The sequence below is a fragment of the Serratia sp. DD3 genome (assembly GCF_000496755.2).
Genome location: NZ_AYKS02000033.1, coordinates 144,702 through 160,862, shown reverse-complemented (window position 1 = coordinate 160,862; position 16,161 = coordinate 144,702). Strand labels below are relative to the sequence as shown.

At 50.2% G+C, this 16,161-nt stretch carries 15 protein-coding genes; 10 read left to right on the top strand and 5 right to left on the bottom strand.

What is annotated here, in order from left to right; translation table 11 throughout:
* Window positions 1–21 precede the first annotated feature (21 nt).
* Window positions 22–2,493, bottom strand: a complete 2,472-nt coding sequence (plsB, locus tag IO95_RS05650; RefSeq protein ID WP_023490519.1) for a glycerol-3-phosphate 1-O-acyltransferase PlsB — start codon at window positions 2,491–2,493, stop codon at window positions 22–24.
* 102 nt (window positions 2,494–2,595) lie between these two features.
* Between plsB and IO95_RS05645 the strand changes: the two genes are divergently transcribed.
* The 3 genes from IO95_RS05645 (at window position 2,596) to dinF (ending at window position 5,162) form a co-directional block, all read left to right on the top strand.
* The gene (locus IO95_RS05645; RefSeq protein WP_023490520.1) at window positions 2,596–2,964 is read left to right on the top strand and encodes a diacylglycerol kinase; all 369 of its coding nucleotides are present in this window, start codon (window positions 2,596–2,598) and stop codon (window positions 2,962–2,964) included.
* A 128-nt stretch (window positions 2,965–3,092) separates the two neighbouring features.
* Window positions 3,093–3,701: a transcriptional repressor LexA gene (gene lexA / locus IO95_RS05640; protein WP_023490521.1), complete on the top strand. Its 609-nt coding sequence runs from the start codon at window positions 3,093–3,095 to the stop codon at window positions 3,699–3,701.
* Window positions 3,702–3,812: 111 nt separating this feature from the next.
* Entirely contained in the window at window positions 3,813–5,162 is a 1,350-nt protein-coding gene (dinF, locus tag IO95_RS05635; RefSeq protein ID WP_023490522.1) for an MATE family efflux transporter DinF, read from the top strand.
* A 41-nt stretch (window positions 5,163–5,203) separates the two neighbouring features.
* Here the strand turns inward: dinF and zur are convergent, their stop codons facing one another.
* On the bottom strand, window positions 5,204–5,713 hold the full coding sequence (gene zur / locus IO95_RS05630; RefSeq protein ID WP_037384201.1) for a zinc uptake transcriptional repressor Zur: 510 nt from the start codon (window positions 5,711–5,713) through the stop codon (window positions 5,204–5,206).
* A 239-nt stretch (window positions 5,714–5,952) separates the two neighbouring features.
* Window positions 5,953–6,237: a DUF5339 domain-containing protein gene (locus IO95_RS05625; RefSeq protein WP_023490524.1), complete on the bottom strand. Its 285-nt coding sequence runs from the start codon at window positions 6,235–6,237 to the stop codon at window positions 5,953–5,955.
* Between the two features lie 353 nt (window positions 6,238–6,590).
* Between IO95_RS05625 and IO95_RS05620 the strand changes: the two genes are divergently transcribed.
* The 4 genes from IO95_RS05620 (at window position 6,591) to pspG (ending at window position 10,572) form a co-directional block, all read left to right on the top strand.
* Window positions 6,591–7,232 (top strand): glutathione S-transferase family protein, encoded by a 642-nt coding sequence (locus IO95_RS05620; protein WP_023490525.1) that lies wholly within the window; start codon window positions 6,591–6,593, stop codon window positions 7,230–7,232.
* 169 nt (window positions 7,233–7,401) lie between these two features.
* Window positions 7,402–8,763, top strand: a complete 1,362-nt coding sequence (locus tag IO95_RS23430; protein WP_023490526.1) for a DUF4431 domain-containing protein — start codon at window positions 7,402–7,404, stop codon at window positions 8,761–8,763.
* 281 nt (window positions 8,764–9,044) lie between these two features.
* Window positions 9,045–10,076, top strand: coding sequence for a tRNA dihydrouridine(20/20a) synthase DusA (gene dusA / locus IO95_RS05610; RefSeq protein WP_072011650.1), 1,032 nt, complete (start codon window positions 9,045–9,047; stop codon window positions 10,074–10,076).
* A gap of 277 nt (window positions 10,077–10,353) precedes the next feature.
* Entirely contained in the window at window positions 10,354–10,572 is a 219-nt protein-coding gene (pspG, locus tag IO95_RS05605) for an envelope stress response protein PspG (RefSeq protein ID WP_023490528.1), read from the top strand.
* A gap of 166 nt (window positions 10,573–10,738) precedes the next feature.
* On the opposite strand, the gene IO95_RS05600 is transcribed toward pspG, so the two are convergent.
* Window positions 10,739–11,728: a quinone oxidoreductase gene (locus IO95_RS05600; RefSeq protein ID WP_023490529.1), complete on the bottom strand. Its 990-nt coding sequence runs from the start codon at window positions 11,726–11,728 to the stop codon at window positions 10,739–10,741.
* Window positions 11,729–11,928: 200 nt separating this feature from the next.
* Here IO95_RS05600 and dnaB point away from each other — a divergent pair, with 200 nt between their 5' ends.
* The gene (dnaB, locus tag IO95_RS05595; protein ID WP_037384198.1) at window positions 11,929–13,341 is read left to right on the top strand and encodes a replicative DNA helicase; all 1,413 of its coding nucleotides are present in this window, start codon (window positions 11,929–11,931) and stop codon (window positions 13,339–13,341) included.
* Window positions 13,342–13,358: 17 nt separating this feature from the next.
* On the top strand, window positions 13,359–14,438 hold the full coding sequence (gene alr, locus IO95_RS05590) for an alanine racemase (protein WP_023490531.1): 1,080 nt from the start codon (window positions 13,359–13,361) through the stop codon (window positions 14,436–14,438).
* 41 nt (window positions 14,439–14,479) lie between these two features.
* Here alr and IO95_RS05585 read toward each other — a convergent pair whose 3' ends face one another.
* Window positions 14,480–15,247 (bottom strand): transporter substrate-binding domain-containing protein, encoded by a 768-nt coding sequence (locus IO95_RS05585; RefSeq protein ID WP_023490532.1) that lies wholly within the window; start codon window positions 15,245–15,247, stop codon window positions 14,480–14,482.
* A 314-nt stretch (window positions 15,248–15,561) separates the two neighbouring features.
* Here IO95_RS05585 and IO95_RS05580 point away from each other — a divergent pair, with 314 nt between their 5' ends.
* The gene (locus tag IO95_RS05580) at window positions 15,562–16,029 is read left to right on the top strand and encodes an Lrp/AsnC family transcriptional regulator (RefSeq protein ID WP_023490533.1); all 468 of its coding nucleotides are present in this window, start codon (window positions 15,562–15,564) and stop codon (window positions 16,027–16,029) included.
* Window positions 16,030–16,161: the final 132 nt, after the last annotated feature.

Genomic DNA, 16,161 nt, shown 5'->3' with positions numbered 1-16,161 from the left:
TGGGATGCCTTTCTGCGCTGATTACTCTTCTTTTAGCGCTGCTTCTTGCTCTTCTGGTGCCATTAGCGTGTTGGTCTCTTCTAGCATACTGACGCTTTCGATGGTCAACTTGATTTCTGGAGTAATCAAATCGCTCAGTATGGTGTAGACCTCTAGTGTGTGCTCACGAATAGCATCGCCACTATCATTGATATAGCCCTCTTCACGTAATGTCGCCACTAACGTGGAGAATACGGCTTTATCGAAGAACTCCGGCGCATTGATACCGTGCAGAACCGATAGACGCTGGGCCATAATGCGGCTCTCTTTTTCCAACGCACCCCGGTTGATACTCGGGTTGGCGCTAAGGAGTGACATGGTGATGGCATAACGTTGCAGTGTTTCACGGACACCGGCAGCTAACAGTTGCAATGGACGGATTCGAGCAGGGTTGAGTACCAGCTCCTCGCCTTTATCACAAATCAATTGCTGACGCGTCAACTCATCAATCAGCGGTTGCAGTACCTCTGACAGTTGATCTTTGTCGTAACGCAGGAACAGTTCCGCCTTTAACATCGGGTAGATCAGACTCACCTGGCGTAACAGCTCAACACGCGATACTTGACGGTGATGCATCACAATAGTGGCAATCAGGGAAGGCAGCACTAACATATGATGAATGTTATTGCGGTAGTAGGTCATCAGCACCGCTTGCTCACGCGGCAGAATAATAATGTCGCCAATATTGTCCTGCTCTACTTCAAACTTGCTCATGCTTAAAGCGTGGTCCAGCAGTTGCTCAGGAGTTTGAGCAGGGGCGGTGGCATCGGGCGCATAAGGCGCGTTACGCATCAATTGCAGATAGCACTCCAACTGTTCAAGCAACTGTTCACGGGCTAACGAACGTTGGCGAGAAGCCAGTAACGCTGTGCAACACAGGTTCATGGCGTTGGCCGCAGCGGCATTGTTGATCCTTACCATAATTTCGCTAGCCAGACCGTTTACCACCGGCGTCAGCCAGACTGGGCGCTGCGACTCTATCGGATCGATGGATTCACGCCATTGAGGCGCCTGTTGATTGAGATAGGAGGTCAATGGAATCGGTTCGCCAAAGTTTACATACCCTTGGCCTAGATTGCGTAACTTACGCAGCCCACGAAGCATCTGCAGCAGGCCCTCTTTTTCTTTGGTGGCACCACGCAGTTCTTTGGCGTAGGTACCCACCTCCATCACATGCTCATAACCGATATAAACCGGGACCAGGGTAATCGGGCGGGTACCCCCCCGTAACATGGCTTGAATTGTCATGGATAAAGTGCCGGTTTTCGGCTCCAGTAACCGGCCAGTACGAGAACGCCCACCCTCAACAAAATATTCTACCGAATAGCCACGGGTGAATAGTTCACCAAGGTATTCACGGAAAACCGTAGAATAAAGTTTGTTACCTTTAAAGGTACGACGGATAAAGAATGCCCCCAAACGGCGGAAAATCGGCCCGGCAGGCCAGAAATTGAGGTTAATCCCTGCGGCGATATGCGGGGGAACCAGCCCTTGGTGGTAGAGCACATAGGAAAGCAAGAGGTAATCCATATGGCTGCGGTGGCAGGGGACATAGACTATCTCATGACCATCTTGTGCCAATTGCCTGACTCGTTCGGCCTTGGTGACATTAATACCCTGATAGAGGCGGTTCCAGGTCCAACTCAGGACGCGATCAGAGAGACGTACCGCTTCATAAGAGAAATTAGCCGCGATCTCTTCCATTAAGGAAATAGCGTTCTGTTGGGCTTTTTCGTAAGAGATCTTCTTGCTGCGAGCTTCATCTTCTACTGCTTTCTCAATGGCCTTGGAGGCCAGCAGCTTATTGAACAGATCCTGACGAACAGGCAGACTTGGCCCAACGGCGGCCAGGAGTTGGCGAGAGAAATGCATCCGCGCCACGCGCGCCAGTTTTTGTGCAATGGTTTTATCTGTACCATGTTCGGTTGCCATACGGCGTAAAGAAACGGTGTTGGAGAAGCGGACAAAGCTATCGCGGCCCAACCAGAGTATGGCGAAGAATTTTTGCACACCGTTTAGCAGGCGCAGGTGGGGGGCTCCCTGCCCTTCACGCCCAGGGGAACGACCAAACATCACTGACACCGGTAACATTTGGATATCAAGGTCTGGATTACTGCGGTGAAGATCCAGATAATCATGGAACAGTTTGACCGACTCTTCTTTCGGTGTGTAGTAGCGAAAGACGCGTGGCCCTTCATGGATAAACACATGGCTGGGCAACACGGAGCCATCGATTTCAAGTGGCTCAAGGGGGTCGGGCAGATCCTGCGCCAGACACTGGGTACGCAGGGTGAGTAAATCTGACTTGGAATTATAAGGCAAAACATACAAAATCGGCCTAGACGGATCCAACCCTAACTCCGAAATGGGGTCTGAAGGGATAATTTTACTTTTTACCAAAAATTTAAGTGGTAAATTCAATAGGTTATAATAAATTTTACGCCAACCTGACATAACGACCTGAAGCCTCTTGTTAGCAATTGCGCTGAAAGCATACCAGAAACCGTGTAACAGGTCTGTGGTATTGAAACGATGACCTACCTTGTGAGATGAAACATGGCAAATCAAATTACTGGCATGACACGTATTATTAAAGCTGTTGGCTATTCATATAAAGGATTAATTGCAGCCTGGCGCAATGAGGCTGCTTTCCGCCAGGAACTGGTAGTGGCCGTGGTGGCTATCGTACTGGCGATATGGCTTGATGTGGGGGCGATAGCGCGCATTTTATTGATCGGCTCCCTGGTGCTGGTGGTGATTATTGAAATTATCAACAGTGCGATTGAAGCGATCGTTGATCGGGTGGGAACTGAATATCATGAGCTTTCCGGGCGATCGAAAGACATGGCTTCAGCCGCGGTTTTTCTGACGATTTTGTTGGCGCTGTTTGTCTGGATCTCGGTGCTCTGGGATCACTTTGCCTGACGAGTAAACCGATGTCATGGGGTGCGATCAATCTCGCTAATCCCTGATTTTTATTTATGAATTGATTCCCAATCCTGGTTTACCTGTATATACTCACAGCATGACTGTATAAACAAACAGGGGGCGGAATGAAAGCACTAACTACCAGACAGCAAGAGGTCTATGATCTGATTCGCGATCATATTTCACAAACGGGCATGCCACCAACACGTGCCGAGATCGCAATGCGCCTGGGGTTTCGCTCACCAAATGCGGCAGAAGAGCACCTGAAAGCTCTGGCCCGCAAAGGTGTTATTGAAGTGGTTTCCGGGGCTTCTCGCGGTATCCGCTTGCTGATGGAAGAGGAAGAAGGGTTACCCTTGGTTGGCCGGGTGGCGGCGGGTGAACCCTTGTTGGCTCAGCAACATATTGAAGGGCACTATAAAGTTGACCCGGGCTTATTTCACCCTAGTGCGGATTTCCTGTTGCGCGTCAGTGGGATGTCTATGCGCGATATCGGTATTCTGGATGGCGATCTGCTGGCGGTGCATAAAACTCAGGATGTGCGTAACGGCCAAGTGGTGGTGGCTCGTATTGAAGATGAAGTGACAGTAAAGCGCCTGAAGAAACAGGGTAATATTGTTGAGTTATTGCCAGAAAACAGTGAGTTTCAGCCGATAGTGGTGGATTTGAAGCATCAGAATTTCACGATTGAAGGCTTGGCGGTGGGCGTGATCCGCAACGGTGACTGGCTCTGACACCTCTTTTTTGTCATGTTATCTAATCAAATAGGTATATCGCCTCCTCAATAGCGGGGCGATATTCTGTCCATGTCAACAACTCTACTTCTGCCGTCGGAATAGATCGCAATGCGTTTACTCGCTACCTTCACCAGCCCTGCTGACAAAATACTGTGGCGTCTGGCATTGCCAATGATCTTTTCCAATATCACGGTTCCTCTGCTTGGTTTGGTGGATACAGCGGTTATCGGCCATCTTGATAGCGCAATCTATCTTGGTGGGGTAGCGGTTGGTGCAATGGCGACCAATTTCCTGTTTATGTTGTTGTTATTCTTGCGCATGAGTACCACCGGGTTAACGGCACAGGCGTTAGGGGCAGGGGATCCACAGCGCTTGGCGCGTACTTTTATGCAGCCGTTGCTGTTAGCGCTGTTGATTGGCTTAACCATAGTGTTACTCCGTGGCCCACTGATCTCGCTGGCATTACATATTGTCGGTGGTGATCAAGCGGTATTAGTACAGGCTAGACGGTTTCTGGAGATCCGCTGGCTGAGTGCCCCGGCAGCACTGGCGAATATGGTATTGCTCGGCTGGTTGCTCGGTGTTCAATATGTGCGTGCGCCGGTGGTGATGCTGATAGCGGGTAATCTGCTGAATATCGTGTTGGATATCGTGCTGGTGATCGGCTTGGGTTGGGGTGTCTCGGGGGCTGCTACGGCAACGGTGCTGGCGGAGTATGCCACACTGCTGTTGGGGTTATGGCTTGCTTGGCGGGTATTATGTTCACGTGGCATCTCATTAGCGATGTTGCGGCATGCCTGGCGCGGTAACTTACGTCGCTTGTTGGCACTTAACCGCGATATCATGCTGCGCTCACTCCTGCTGCAATTGTGTTTTTCTTCGTTAACGATTTTTGCGGCGCGCATGGGGAGTGATGTGGTGGCCGTCAATGCGATATTGATGAGTTTGTTAACATTTACCGCCTATGCTTTGGATGGCTTTGCTTATGCCGTTGAGGTCCATTCCGGTTACGCCTATGGCGCAAGGGACGACCGTCAATTGCATGCGATATGGTATGCCGCTTGTCGTCAGGCAGGTATGCTGGCACTGGGCTTTGCCACGGTTTATCTGTTTACTGGGCCTTATATTGTCGCGGCTTTAACCTCATTACCGCTGTTGCGTACCTTGGCCAGTCACTATCTTCTCTGGCAAGTCGTGCTGCCTGTGGTGGGAGTCTGGTGTTATTTACTGGATGGTATGTTTATTGGTGCCACCCGTGGCGCTGAAATGCGCAACAGCATGGTGGTGGCAGCAGCGGGTTATGGGCTGACTTTATTTACACTGCCACTATTAGGTAATCATGCGCTATGGCTGGCTTTGGCTGTATTCCTGGCATTACGTGGTGTTGCGCTGGGGTGGATATGGCACCGTCATCAGGTACGCGGAACCTGGTTTTCAATCCCTGCCAAGGGTGAATAATGTCACTTGTTTTGCTGTGGTGTGAAAGGAGTGTGAACTCTCTATTTTTTCTTTATCACTATGCTGTGATCATGGTGGCAACTGTGTTGGTGGTTACAGGCTTCTATTTCAACACAGGCGGAGCATAACCCATGTGCTTCAACCACACTGTGGCGTAAGACAAAACCTGATTCCAGGGCGAGTTTCTGTAGCGTTTCTTCCACACCCTCTGTTGTCCTTTCAGTGACTTGCCTGCAGCGATCGCAGATAAATAGCGCAGAGGTGTGCATCGGCTGTTCGAAGTGATGGCACAGTACGTAGCTGTTAGCAGATTCTATGCGGTGAATAAATCCCTGCTCCAGCAAGAAATCCAGCGCTCGATAGACGGTGGGCGGTTTGGCCTGAGGTTCAGCGACACGTAACAGATCCAGTAGATCGTAAGCACTGATGGCTCCGGGTTGTTCAGTCATCAGACGTAACACTTCAAGCCGTTGTGGGGTCAGCCTTACATTGCGCTGCTGACAGAGTAGTTCAGCCTGCGTGAGTAGCTTTTCCTGATTGGTTGAGTTCATCGCCAATATCCCGGTAGGTGAATAGGCGCTGATTTTATCATATTCATCGGCAATCGCCGAGAGGTGCCTAGGGGAATAACAAGTGTCATGACGCGTTTGCCGGACTAACATAGTGGTTAGTAAGATTATTAGATCCCATCATGATGAAATGATGATTAACAGGGCGGTAACTTGAGTGGTAACGGGGAGGGATTGATTTCCGCACCGAAGATAGGCACGGAAACAATATTGATGCGGGATTATTTGATGCCCATTGAAGTTTTCATTTGAGCCATCATATCAAGACCTTGCTTGCAAGCTGGATCTTGTTGTTCTGTAGGCATGGCAGAGATCTGTTGCTTGGCCTGTTCCATCTGGGTTTTTAATGCTTCCATTTGCTGTTTTGCCGCGTCATTGGTTTCAGACGCTTTGGCAATTAACGCATCAACTTCCTCAACATATTTTTTACATGTATCGGTCATTTCACCAGCAAAAACGGAAGAGGACATCGCTAACAGGCTGCAAGCAAGAATTAATTTTTTCATAAGTAACAATCCAATTATTAATATTTCATCCTAACCATCCCAATGATGGTGAAATAATTATCTAAAAAAGTTGTTCATAAAACAAGCAGGTGGCGGGATTATTATTTTGCAATATGTACTCATCAGGTTTTTTTATTTTTCTGATAACCCAAATAGGAATATGCTCAAGTAATTAGCATCTCTTTCAGTATGGCTTTAGTGGTATTTATTATTTTTACTTATGAATTCGTGTTGTTTACATTATCTGTCAAGTTGCATTCCTGTTGGTACGCACCGAACACTACTGCCAGTTTCTGACACTCGGGCAACAGATACTGCCCATGTTAATCACCGCAACCTAAGGACGCTTTAAAATGAATGATGGCAAAATTACCCTCTATACCCACCCTATGTCCCGTGGCCGCACAGTGCGCTGGTTACTGGAAGAGTGCGGTGCCAGTTACGATACCGTAATATTTGATTATGGCACCAGCATGAAAAGCGCCGAGTATCTGGCGATTAACCCCATGGGCAAGGTGCCTGCGCTGACCCACGGTGACGCGGTGGTAACTGAAACCGCGGCCATCTGTACCTATTTGGCGGATCTGTTCCCGGAAAAACAATTGGCCCCTGCGCCCGGTAGCCCGGAGAGAGCGGCATACTATCGCTGGCTATTTTTTGTTGCTGGCCCGCTGGAAGCGGCATTTACGGGCAAGTTGCTTGATCAGTTAGCGCCATCAGACAAAGCATTTATGGTGGGGTATGGCAGCTATGAATTAACCATGAACACCTTGGAGTTTGCCATCAAACAGGGGCGGCCTTACCTGTGTGGTGAGCAGTTCAGCGTGGCAGACGCCTATCTGGCGGCCTGTCTTAATTGGGGAATGTATTCCGGTGCCATTGAAAAACGCCCAGCCTTCGAGCGTTACATGGAGCCTATCCTGCAACGCCCGGCTTATCTACGCGCCAAGGCAATGGATGATGCGCTACTGGCCGAACACCCCTTCCCGGGCTAACGCCGATCTTGCCCGCTAACCTGTTACCATGCCCGAACTGACGATGTTCGTCATTCGGGCTAATTATTGTCACCGCAGTGAGAACCACGTACTTGTCTGAAGTACTTGCCGCCTGCAAACAACTCCCTCATGATGCAATCATTGATTTTGTTTGATGGATTGTTAACAAATGAACACGATAGCAAGAGTGCTGTTAAGCCTCAGCATGCTGCTCGCCAGCACCCTGTGCTCGGCTGAAGAGGAGATGTTCGATAACCCGGCCGCTAAGCAACAGGCGCTTCTTGTGGTTGAGCGTTGGCAGCTTGCCTATCAGAATAAAGATCTAAAAGAATTGGCGGCGCTTTATGCGGATCAAGTGGATTACTTCCATAAAATGGTCACGCGCGAAGCCGTCATGGCTAATAAGGCCGCATTTTTCAATGCAGAGAAAAAGAAGTTCTTGTCACAAGCCATCGTCAGCACGATCACGGTTAACGTCAATGGGAATGATACTGACGATGGCGGTCTGGATGATCGTTTGCGTGCCGAGTTTGTAAAACAGGTGAATGTGGCGGGGCAAACGCAAAACTACCCCGCCAGCCTGTATATAAAACCGAATGCGGCGGGGAAATGGCAGATTATTGCTGAGTCTGATGGTATTACCGATGCCAATCTTGGCTTTGATGATGATAGCCGCCAAGTGGTCAGGGGCAAGTTCGATGGCCTCCAACGACAATATGCCTGGGTAGATAGCCGCAACGCTAAAACCGGCGGCGATTGTAATAATGGCGACAATTGCCATTGCTATCTCTGGACGTCAAATGCAGAGGTTAAACCGACAATCATACCTCAGTGCATTAACGCATCGCTGGTCGTAGTTCCGGGGCTCGACAGCAGCGGGCGCGATCGTCTGCAACTGATTGACCAGCGTTGGCAAGGGAGCTGGTTGGCAATTCATTTGTACGATATCCAATACGCGCAGTGGACACCGGCTATTCCCAGTGTGAGCTCCAACGTCAGTGCCATAGAGCAGTTTACCGGGGCACTCGTGACCCCCGAGCCGGCAAAACCAGGATTTGTCCGGATTACAGAAACCACCTCAGATCCTGACACCGCTGAATTTATCAATAAGACACTGGTGTTACCGTTAAATAATCTACCGGGTTACGAGACCAATGTGGTAGTCGCAACTGATCGCTGTCTGAATTATGAACAACCTGTCAGCTTCAGCGGCATTGTCGAAATAAGTGTGTTCTTTGGTCCACCAAATTTTGGTGAGGAGCCAGAAACTGACAGCCGAAATATTCAGGGGCTGCTTTTCTTGGATAAGCCAATTTGTACTGTTGGTGACGATATTAATGAAGCTGAAAAAGAGCAGATTGAGGTGACCTTGATTCCTCCCCGTGCTGTCGATCTAGCGGATTTTGCTGGTAGGCACGTGACTGTCAGCGGTAGTCTTAGCCATGGATTTAACGGGCATCATAATACGGCGCTGTTATTATCACTTTCGGGCGTACCCAAGATAACGGCTAAAACCAAGACCCAACAGTAAGCGTTGATGTCATCAGCTATCAAGCCTAGGCGTTTTTCCTGATGCGGTTGCGGTGTACTGAGTGCAGTGACGTTTACCAACTGTTGAGCCGCTTTGGTGATGATCAACGGCGTTCCTTGTTACCAACAATGCAGGGCTGATACTTCAATGCGCCCTCTGCGCGCTGGCATTTCACTATGCTATAGTAGGCCCTATTTCATTCTCTTCCGCCGGTCCTCATTGGTCATTGGTAAGTGGCCTGTCAGGGGGCGAGAATGCCAAACACAGCAAAAAGCTTAAACATGCATCAAGATAAACAAGCACCAAACGCGTTTCAATCTAGCGTGATAGCTGAAAAATCAGCTCAATTTCCCTCTCACCGTTTCTCCATCGCGCCAATGCTCGATTGGACTGACCGCCATTGCCGTTACTTCCACCGTCTGTTGACTCAGCAAACTTTGCTGTACACCGAAATGGTGACCACCGGTGCGATTATCCACGGTAAAGGGGATTATCTGGCTTACAACCAGGAGGAGCATCCTGTTGCGTTGCAACTAGGCGGGAGTGATCCCAGCGCTCTGGCGCATTGTGCCAAACTGGCACAACAGCGTGGCTATGATGAGATCAATCTTAACGTGGGTTGCCCATCAGATCGGGTGCAGAATGGGATGTTTGGTGCCTGTTTGATGGGGCAGGCTGACTTGGTGGCTGACTGTGTTAAGGCAATGCGCGATGCAGTTTCGATCCCGGTGACGGTAAAGACCCGTATTGGCATCGACGAGCAGGATAGTTATGAGTTCTTGTGCCACTTTATTTCTACGGTGGCGGGGCGCGGCGAGTGCGAGACGTTCACCATTCACGCCCGTAAAGCCTGGCTTTCCGGCCTGAGCCCGAAAGAAAACCGTGAAGTTCCACCACTGGATTATCCCCGCGTTTATCAGTTGAAGCGTGATTTCCCGGCACTGAGCATTGCGATTAATGGTGGGGTAAAAACCCTGGAAGAAGCCAAACAGCATCTGCAACATCTGGATGGCGTGATGATGGGGCGCGAGGCGTATCAAAACCCTTCGATTTTGGCCGCTGTCGACCGTGAAATATTCGGTTCCCAGAGTGAAGTGAAGGATAGTATTGCGATTGTTGAAGCACTCTACCCCTATATTGAGCGTGAACTGGCGAACGGGACTTATCTGGGCCATATTACCCGCCATATTCTTGGCCTGTTCCAAGGGGTGCCCGGAGCCAGGCAGTGGCGTCGTCACCTGAGTGAAAATGCCCATAAACCGGGTGCAGATGTCAACACTGTTGAACAGGCATTAGCCTTGGTGCGTCGCTAGCGGGTGGGGAGCCGGTATCAAATAACGTCTAATTCGCCAATATTTTTAACCAAAAGTTGGTTTTTTTGACCATGAGCCAATCCTAATTCATTTAATTTGACCGGCTGTGTTTATCTGGCAACCTGTAGATGGCGGGTATTACCGCCATAGCATGTGACTTTCGGCAAGTTGGCCTGTTTCTTGCTTAGTTAATGACAATATTAATAACAATGCTAATAGCAATATATTTGTTAATAACCATACAAACAGCACAACCTGATTTCCTGAGGAGCAACCTATGCTGGAACTATTTTTTCTGATTGGCTTTGTGGTCATGCTGGTGGTGACAGGTGTTTCATTGTTAGGCGTGATTCTTGCCCTGTTTGTGGCGATGGCTTTCATGCTGCTGGGGGGGATGGTTGCCATGGTGATTAAACTGTTGCCCTGGCTGATCCTGGCGGTGATTGTGGTATGGATATATCGTGCAATAAAGAAACCTCAGCCGCGCGGTTATTAATACTTTCCATATCATCAAAACCGTCTATTGCGCCAAGCGCCTGACCACTTTTGCTGTAAAGGTTCGTCATGCGTCAGTGCATCACGGGGCAGAGTTCGATATCTGCCCTTGGTGATGATGGGTTGCTGACGATTTGCCGGTAATTGACCAGACTAACCTTGCCGCATTAAAGCCCGGGAATTAACAGACTGGACCCACTGGTTTTGCGGCTTTCCAACACTTGGTGTGCCCGCTGGGTATCAGCTAGCGCGAATTTCTGCTCTGGTTTCACGTCAACTTTGATCACCCCGCTACCAATCAACGAGAACAACTCGTTACTGGCAAACTGTAATTCCTGGCGGTTGGTAATGTAGCCATTGAGCGATGGCCGAGTGACATACAGTGAACCTTTCTGATTAAGCAAACCGAGATTGACGCCAGTCACTGGCCCGGATGCATTGCCGAAACTCACCATCAACCCACGGCGTTTCAGGCTGTTGAGGGAAGCCTCCCAGGTATTCTTGCCTACAGAGTCATAGACGACATTGACCTTCTCGCCATGGGTCAACTCTGCAACGCGTTCAGCGATATCTTCCTGGTGATAATTGATGGTTGCCCAGGCTCCCGCATGTTTTGCCAGTTCGGCTTTTTCGTCGGAACCGACACTGCCGATCAGTTTGGCGCCTAATGCCTTGGCCCATTGGCAGGCGATTAACCCAACGCCACCCGCCGCGGCATGGAATAGAAAGATTTCCCCAGGTTTAATTTCATAGGTTTGACGTAACAGATAATGCACCGTCAATCCTTTGAGAAAACAAGCGGCACCTTGCTCAAAACTCAGGTTATCGGGCAGGATCACTACCTTTTCCAGTGGAACGTTGTGAATTTCGCTGTAGGCACCCAGCGATGATTGGGCATAAACCACCCGATCGCCGGGTTTGATGGCACTCACCCCCGGTCCCACTTTTAGCACCACACCTGCAGCTTCGGTACCTAGCCCACTGGGTAAGTGTGCCGGAGGATAGAGACCGCTACGGATATAAGTATCAATATAGTTGATACCAATGGCTTTGTTCTCAATCTGAACTTCGCCAGCAACGGGATCGACAGGTGTAAAATCAACTAACTGCAACACTTCCGGGCCACCGATGGTGGAGAACTCAATGCGCTTTGCCATGTTGTTACCTCGATTAATCCTCTGATTTTGTTTTAGGCACGTCTTGCAGGTGATGCGCCTTAATTGTTTAATTCACCGTGGTGCCGTGAGTATGTCATTAAGGATATAGCCATAGGTGATGGCGCAAGAATCGTGGATAAAAATCACGTATACTCTCGCATCAGGATCCATTATTGGCAACGGGATAAAAAATAGCTTTCATGGCAGGTAAAAAACCCCCTTTTAAGACCAACACCAACGAACCCAGAGATCGCCAGATGGAAGGGCTGAAGATGCCGCCACATTCGTTGGAGGCTGAGCAGTCCGTATTGGGTGGGTTGATGCTGGATAATGAGCGCTGGGATAACGTCGCCGAACGGGTCGTTGCCAATGATTTCTTTAGCCGCCCACACCGGTTGATCTTTACCGAGATGCAGCGTCTGCTGGAGATGGGGCGGCCCATCGATCTGATTACGCTGTCCGAATCATTAGAACAGAAAGGCGATCTGGATTCAGTAGGGGGCTTTGCCTACCTGGCTGAGTTGTCGAAAAACACCCCTAGTGCGGCGAACATCGGTGCTTACGCGGATATTGTGCGTGAGCGTGCGGTAGTGCGTGAAATGATCTCTGTCGCCAATGAAATTGCCGATGCTGGTTACGATCCCCAGGGGCGTAGCAGTGAAGATCTGCTCGACCTGGCGGAATCCCGCGTCTTCCAGATTGCTGAAAATCGTGCCAGCAAAGATGAAGGGCCAAAAGGTATCGAGCGTATTTTGGAAGATACAGTTGCCCGCATCGAACAGCTCTACCAACGCCCCCATGATGGCGTTACCGGGGTGTCCACCGGTTATGGTGACCTGGATAAGAAAACCGCCGGCCTGCAGAAGTCGGATCTGATTATTGTGGCTGCCCGTCCTTCGATGGGGAAAACCACTTTTGCCATGAACCTGTGTGAAAATGCGGCCATGATGCAGGATAAACCGGTGCTGATCTTCAGCCTGGAGATGCCTGGTAACCAGATTATGATGCGTATGCTGGCTTCTTTGTCGCGGGTGGACCAGACGCGTATTCGTACCGGTCAGTTGGATGATGAGGATTGGGCACGTATCTCCAGCACCATGGGGATCTTACTGGAGAAGCGCAATATGTATATTGACGACTCCTCTGGCCTGACCCCCACTGAAGTGCGCTCTCGTGCACGGCGTATTTTCCGTGAACATGACGGGCTTAGCTTGATCATGATCGACTATTTGCAGTTGATGCGTGTACCTTCACTGTCTGACAACCGTACGCTGGAAATTGCTGAAATTTCCCGCTCACTGAAAGCGTTGGCAAAAGAGTTGCAGGTGCCTGTGGTGGCGCTGTCGCAGTTGAACCGTAGCCTGGAACAACGTGCGGATAAGCGCCCAGTTAACTCTGATCTGCGTGAGTCGGGTTCTATCGAGCAGGATGCCGACCTGATTATGTTCATCTACCGTGATGAGGTTTATCACGAAAACAGCGACCTGAAAGGGGTGGCAGAAATTATTTTGGGTAAGCAGCGTAATGGGCCTATCGGTTCGGTGCGTCTTACCTTTAACGGACAGTGGTCGCGCTTCGATAACTATGCGGGGCCGCAATATGATGATGAGTAATCAGCTAAGGAACTGAAATGAAAGCGGCAACCGCTGTAATCGACCGCCGTGCTCTGCGACATAATATGCAGCAGGTGCGTCGTCTGGCACCACAAAGTCGCTTGGTTGCTGTTGTCAAAGCAAACGCTTATGGGCACGGTCTGCTGGAAACGGCCCACACGTTGCAGGATGCTGATTGTTATGGTGTGGCGCGCATTGACGAAGCCCTGATGCTGCGAGCGGGGGGGATAGTGAAGCCGATCCTGCTGCTGGAAGGTTTTTTTTGTGCCAGCGACCTGCCGATGCTGGTGGTGAACAATATCGAAACGGCGGTGCACAGCATTGAACAACTGGAAGCACTGGAGCAGTGTGAACTGGCTCAGCCGGTACGGGTATGGATGAAACTGGATACGGGCATGCACCGCTTAGGGGTGCGTCCGGAGCAAGCCGAGGCGTTTTATCAGCGGTTGAGTGCTTGCCACAATGTGGTGCATCCGGTGAATATCATGAGTCACTTCAGCCGCGCCGATGAACCGCAGGCGGGGGTGACCGAAAAGCAAATCGCCAGTTTTAACGCGTTTGTTGACGCTAAGCCGGGGCAAAAATCCATCGCTGCTTCCGGCGGGATCTTACTCTGGCCGCAGGCTCACCATGATTGGGTGCGTCCGGGTATTATTCTGTATGGCGTTTCTCCACTGGAGACACAGGATGCCAGCTGTTTTGGCTTGCAACCGGCGATGACGCTGAAGTCGAGTTTGATTGCGGTGCGTGAACATAAAGCCGGTGAACCGGTAGGCTATGGTGGCGCCTGGGTAAGTCCGCGCGATACGCGCCTGGCGGTGGTGGCCATGGGCTATGGCGATGGTTATCCGCGTAGCGCGCCTTCAGGTACGCCAGTATGGGTTAATGGGCGCGAGGTGCCGATCGTTGGCCGGGTCTCCATGGATATGATCTCGGTCGATTTGGGGCCAGATGCCAGCGATAAAGTAGGCGATGAAGTGGTGTTTTGGGGTAACGAACTGCCGGTTGAGCGGGTTGCGGCTTGCAGCGGTGTCAGTGCCTATGAGTTGATCACCAAACTGACTCAGCGTGTGGCAATAGAATATCTTGGCGAGTGAGTATTGCCCGCCGCTAATAAAGCGGCGGGGATAACCGCAGGTTATTTATTAACGGCCAGCCAGTGGTCGAGGATTTTCTGATACTCCCCGGTGGCTTTGCTCAGGTGTAGCCACTGGTCAACATACAACTTCCAGCTCATATCATCACGTGGCAGCATGTATGCCTTCTCTCCATATTGCATTGGTTTGTCTGGATCGACAGCGCAGAGTTGCGGATAGCGTTTCTGCTGATACAACGCTTCGGAAGCGTCGGTGATCATCACATCGGCTTTATGGTCCACCAACTGTTGGAATATGCCCATATTGTCGTGGGAAAGTGTCAGCTTGGCATCAGGCAGATAGGCGTGGACAAAGGCTTCGTTGGTGCCCCCAGCGGGTTCGATCAATCGCACGGTTGGCTGATTAATTTGGGCGATAGTGCGGTATTTTTTTACATCGCTACAGCGTACCAGCGGGATCTTGCCATCTGTACCGAGCTGTTCAGCGAAGAACGCCTGTTGTTGGCGTTTCAGCGTCACCGAAATGCCCCCCATGGCGATATCACATTTCCCCGATACAAAGTCTGGCATCAGAGTTTTCCAGGTGGTTTTTACCCATTGCACCTTGGCACCCAAGCTGTTGGCTAACGACTCCGCCATCGCGATATCAATACCTTCATAGCTGCCATCCTCTTTCAGGAAGGTATAAGGTTTGTAGTCACCAGTGGTGCAGACCGTCAGAACTTTTTGCTGCAATACCTTGTCAAGATTGGATTGCGCACTGGCTCCGCCAGCAGCAAGCAGTAAGAGTAAACAGAGTCTTTTCTTCATATCATATCCTTGTGGAGCCCATCCTCTTTCAAACTGCCATCTGCCTAGGTACTCCGGTACTTGATGGCAGTGGGGCGCTGCAAACACAGCCGACAGCTTAAAATCATAGGGCAAATACATTCGTGGTTTTATGCGCTACTTAGCCGTCAATTGTTGTTGGTTTGCGTGATTTACCCATTTTTTATGCCATAGCAGAGTTGAGATACTGACTTTACTGCTAAGTGACTCGCAACATGGCAATGGAGCTGGTTTCAAGGCCAAAAAAACTGATAGGCTGTAACGTCAATATTTATTAACACACTTTACAGGTGGCTATGTACAACATTGACGATTTCGATATGAAAATCCTGACTTTGTTACAGGCTAATGGCCGTCTGACAAACCAGGAATTGAGTGATTTAGTCGGGCTTTCCGCCTCCCAGTGTTCGCGGCGGCGTATCAGCCTGGAGCAGGCCGAACTGATCAAGGGCTACCATGCCCGGCTGGCACCAGAAGCTGTCGGCCTGGGATTAGTCGGCATGATAGAGGTCAGCCTGATCACCCATAGCCAGGAACAGATAGACAGTTTTCATCAAATGTTGGGGGAAGTGGAGGCGATTGTTGATGCTTACAAGATTGCCGGTGATGCCGATTATTTGCTAAAAGTAGCTGTGGCTGACTTGCCTGCATTGAGCGGCTTTATCAGCCAGACGCTTTCCCGCCACAAGAGTGTGGCCCATATAAAAACAGCGGTGGTACTTGAGCGGATCAAGGAAGGCGGTTTACTTCCAGTCGTGAGATAAACAGCTCGGAAAATTTATACTCTAAATAATTCGAGTTGCTTGCAGGCGGCGACGGAGAGAATCCCCAGGAGCTTACACTGGTAAGTGACTGGGGTGATTGAGGGAAGCCAACACCCAATCAACTTGAAGGAT

Bases quoted from the DNA above. Each gene is read 5' to 3' on its own strand.
- plsB (WP_023490519.1), bottom strand. From the start codon at position 2,493: ATGTCAGGTTGGCGTAAAATTTATTATAACCTATTGAATTTACCACTT.
- IO95_RS05645 (WP_023490520.1), top strand. From the start codon at position 2,596: ATGGCAAATCAAATTACTGGCATGACACGTATTATTAAAGCTGTTGGC.
- lexA (WP_023490521.1), top strand. From the start codon at position 3,093: ATGAAAGCACTAACTACCAGACAGCAAGAGGTCTATGATCTGATTCGC.
- dinF (WP_023490522.1), top strand. From the start codon at position 3,813: ATGCGTTTACTCGCTACCTTCACCAGCCCTGCTGACAAAATACTGTGG.
- zur (WP_037384201.1), bottom strand. From the start codon at position 5,713: ATGAACTCAACCAATCAGGAAAAGCTACTCACGCAGGCTGAACTACTC.
- IO95_RS05625 (WP_023490524.1), bottom strand. From the start codon at position 6,237: ATGAAAAAATTAATTCTTGCTTGCAGCCTGTTAGCGATGTCCTCTTCC.
- IO95_RS05620 (WP_023490525.1), top strand. From the start codon at position 6,591: ATGAATGATGGCAAAATTACCCTCTATACCCACCCTATGTCCCGTGGC.
- IO95_RS23430 (WP_023490526.1), top strand. From the start codon at position 7,402: ATGAACACGATAGCAAGAGTGCTGTTAAGCCTCAGCATGCTGCTCGCC.
- dusA (WP_072011650.1), top strand. From the start codon at position 9,045: ATGCATCAAGATAAACAAGCACCAAACGCGTTTCAATCTAGCGTGATA.
- pspG (WP_023490528.1), top strand. From the start codon at position 10,354: ATGCTGGAACTATTTTTTCTGATTGGCTTTGTGGTCATGCTGGTGGTG.
- IO95_RS05600 (WP_023490529.1), bottom strand. From the start codon at position 11,728: ATGGCAAAGCGCATTGAGTTCTCCACCATCGGTGGCCCGGAAGTGTTG.
- dnaB (WP_037384198.1), top strand. From the start codon at position 11,929: ATGGCAGGTAAAAAACCCCCTTTTAAGACCAACACCAACGAACCCAGA.
- alr (WP_023490531.1), top strand. From the start codon at position 13,359: ATGAAAGCGGCAACCGCTGTAATCGACCGCCGTGCTCTGCGACATAAT.
- IO95_RS05585 (WP_023490532.1), bottom strand. From the start codon at position 15,247: ATGAAGAAAAGACTCTGTTTACTCTTACTGCTTGCTGCTGGCGGAGCC.
- IO95_RS05580 (WP_023490533.1), top strand. From the start codon at position 15,562: ATGTACAACATTGACGATTTCGATATGAAAATCCTGACTTTGTTACAG.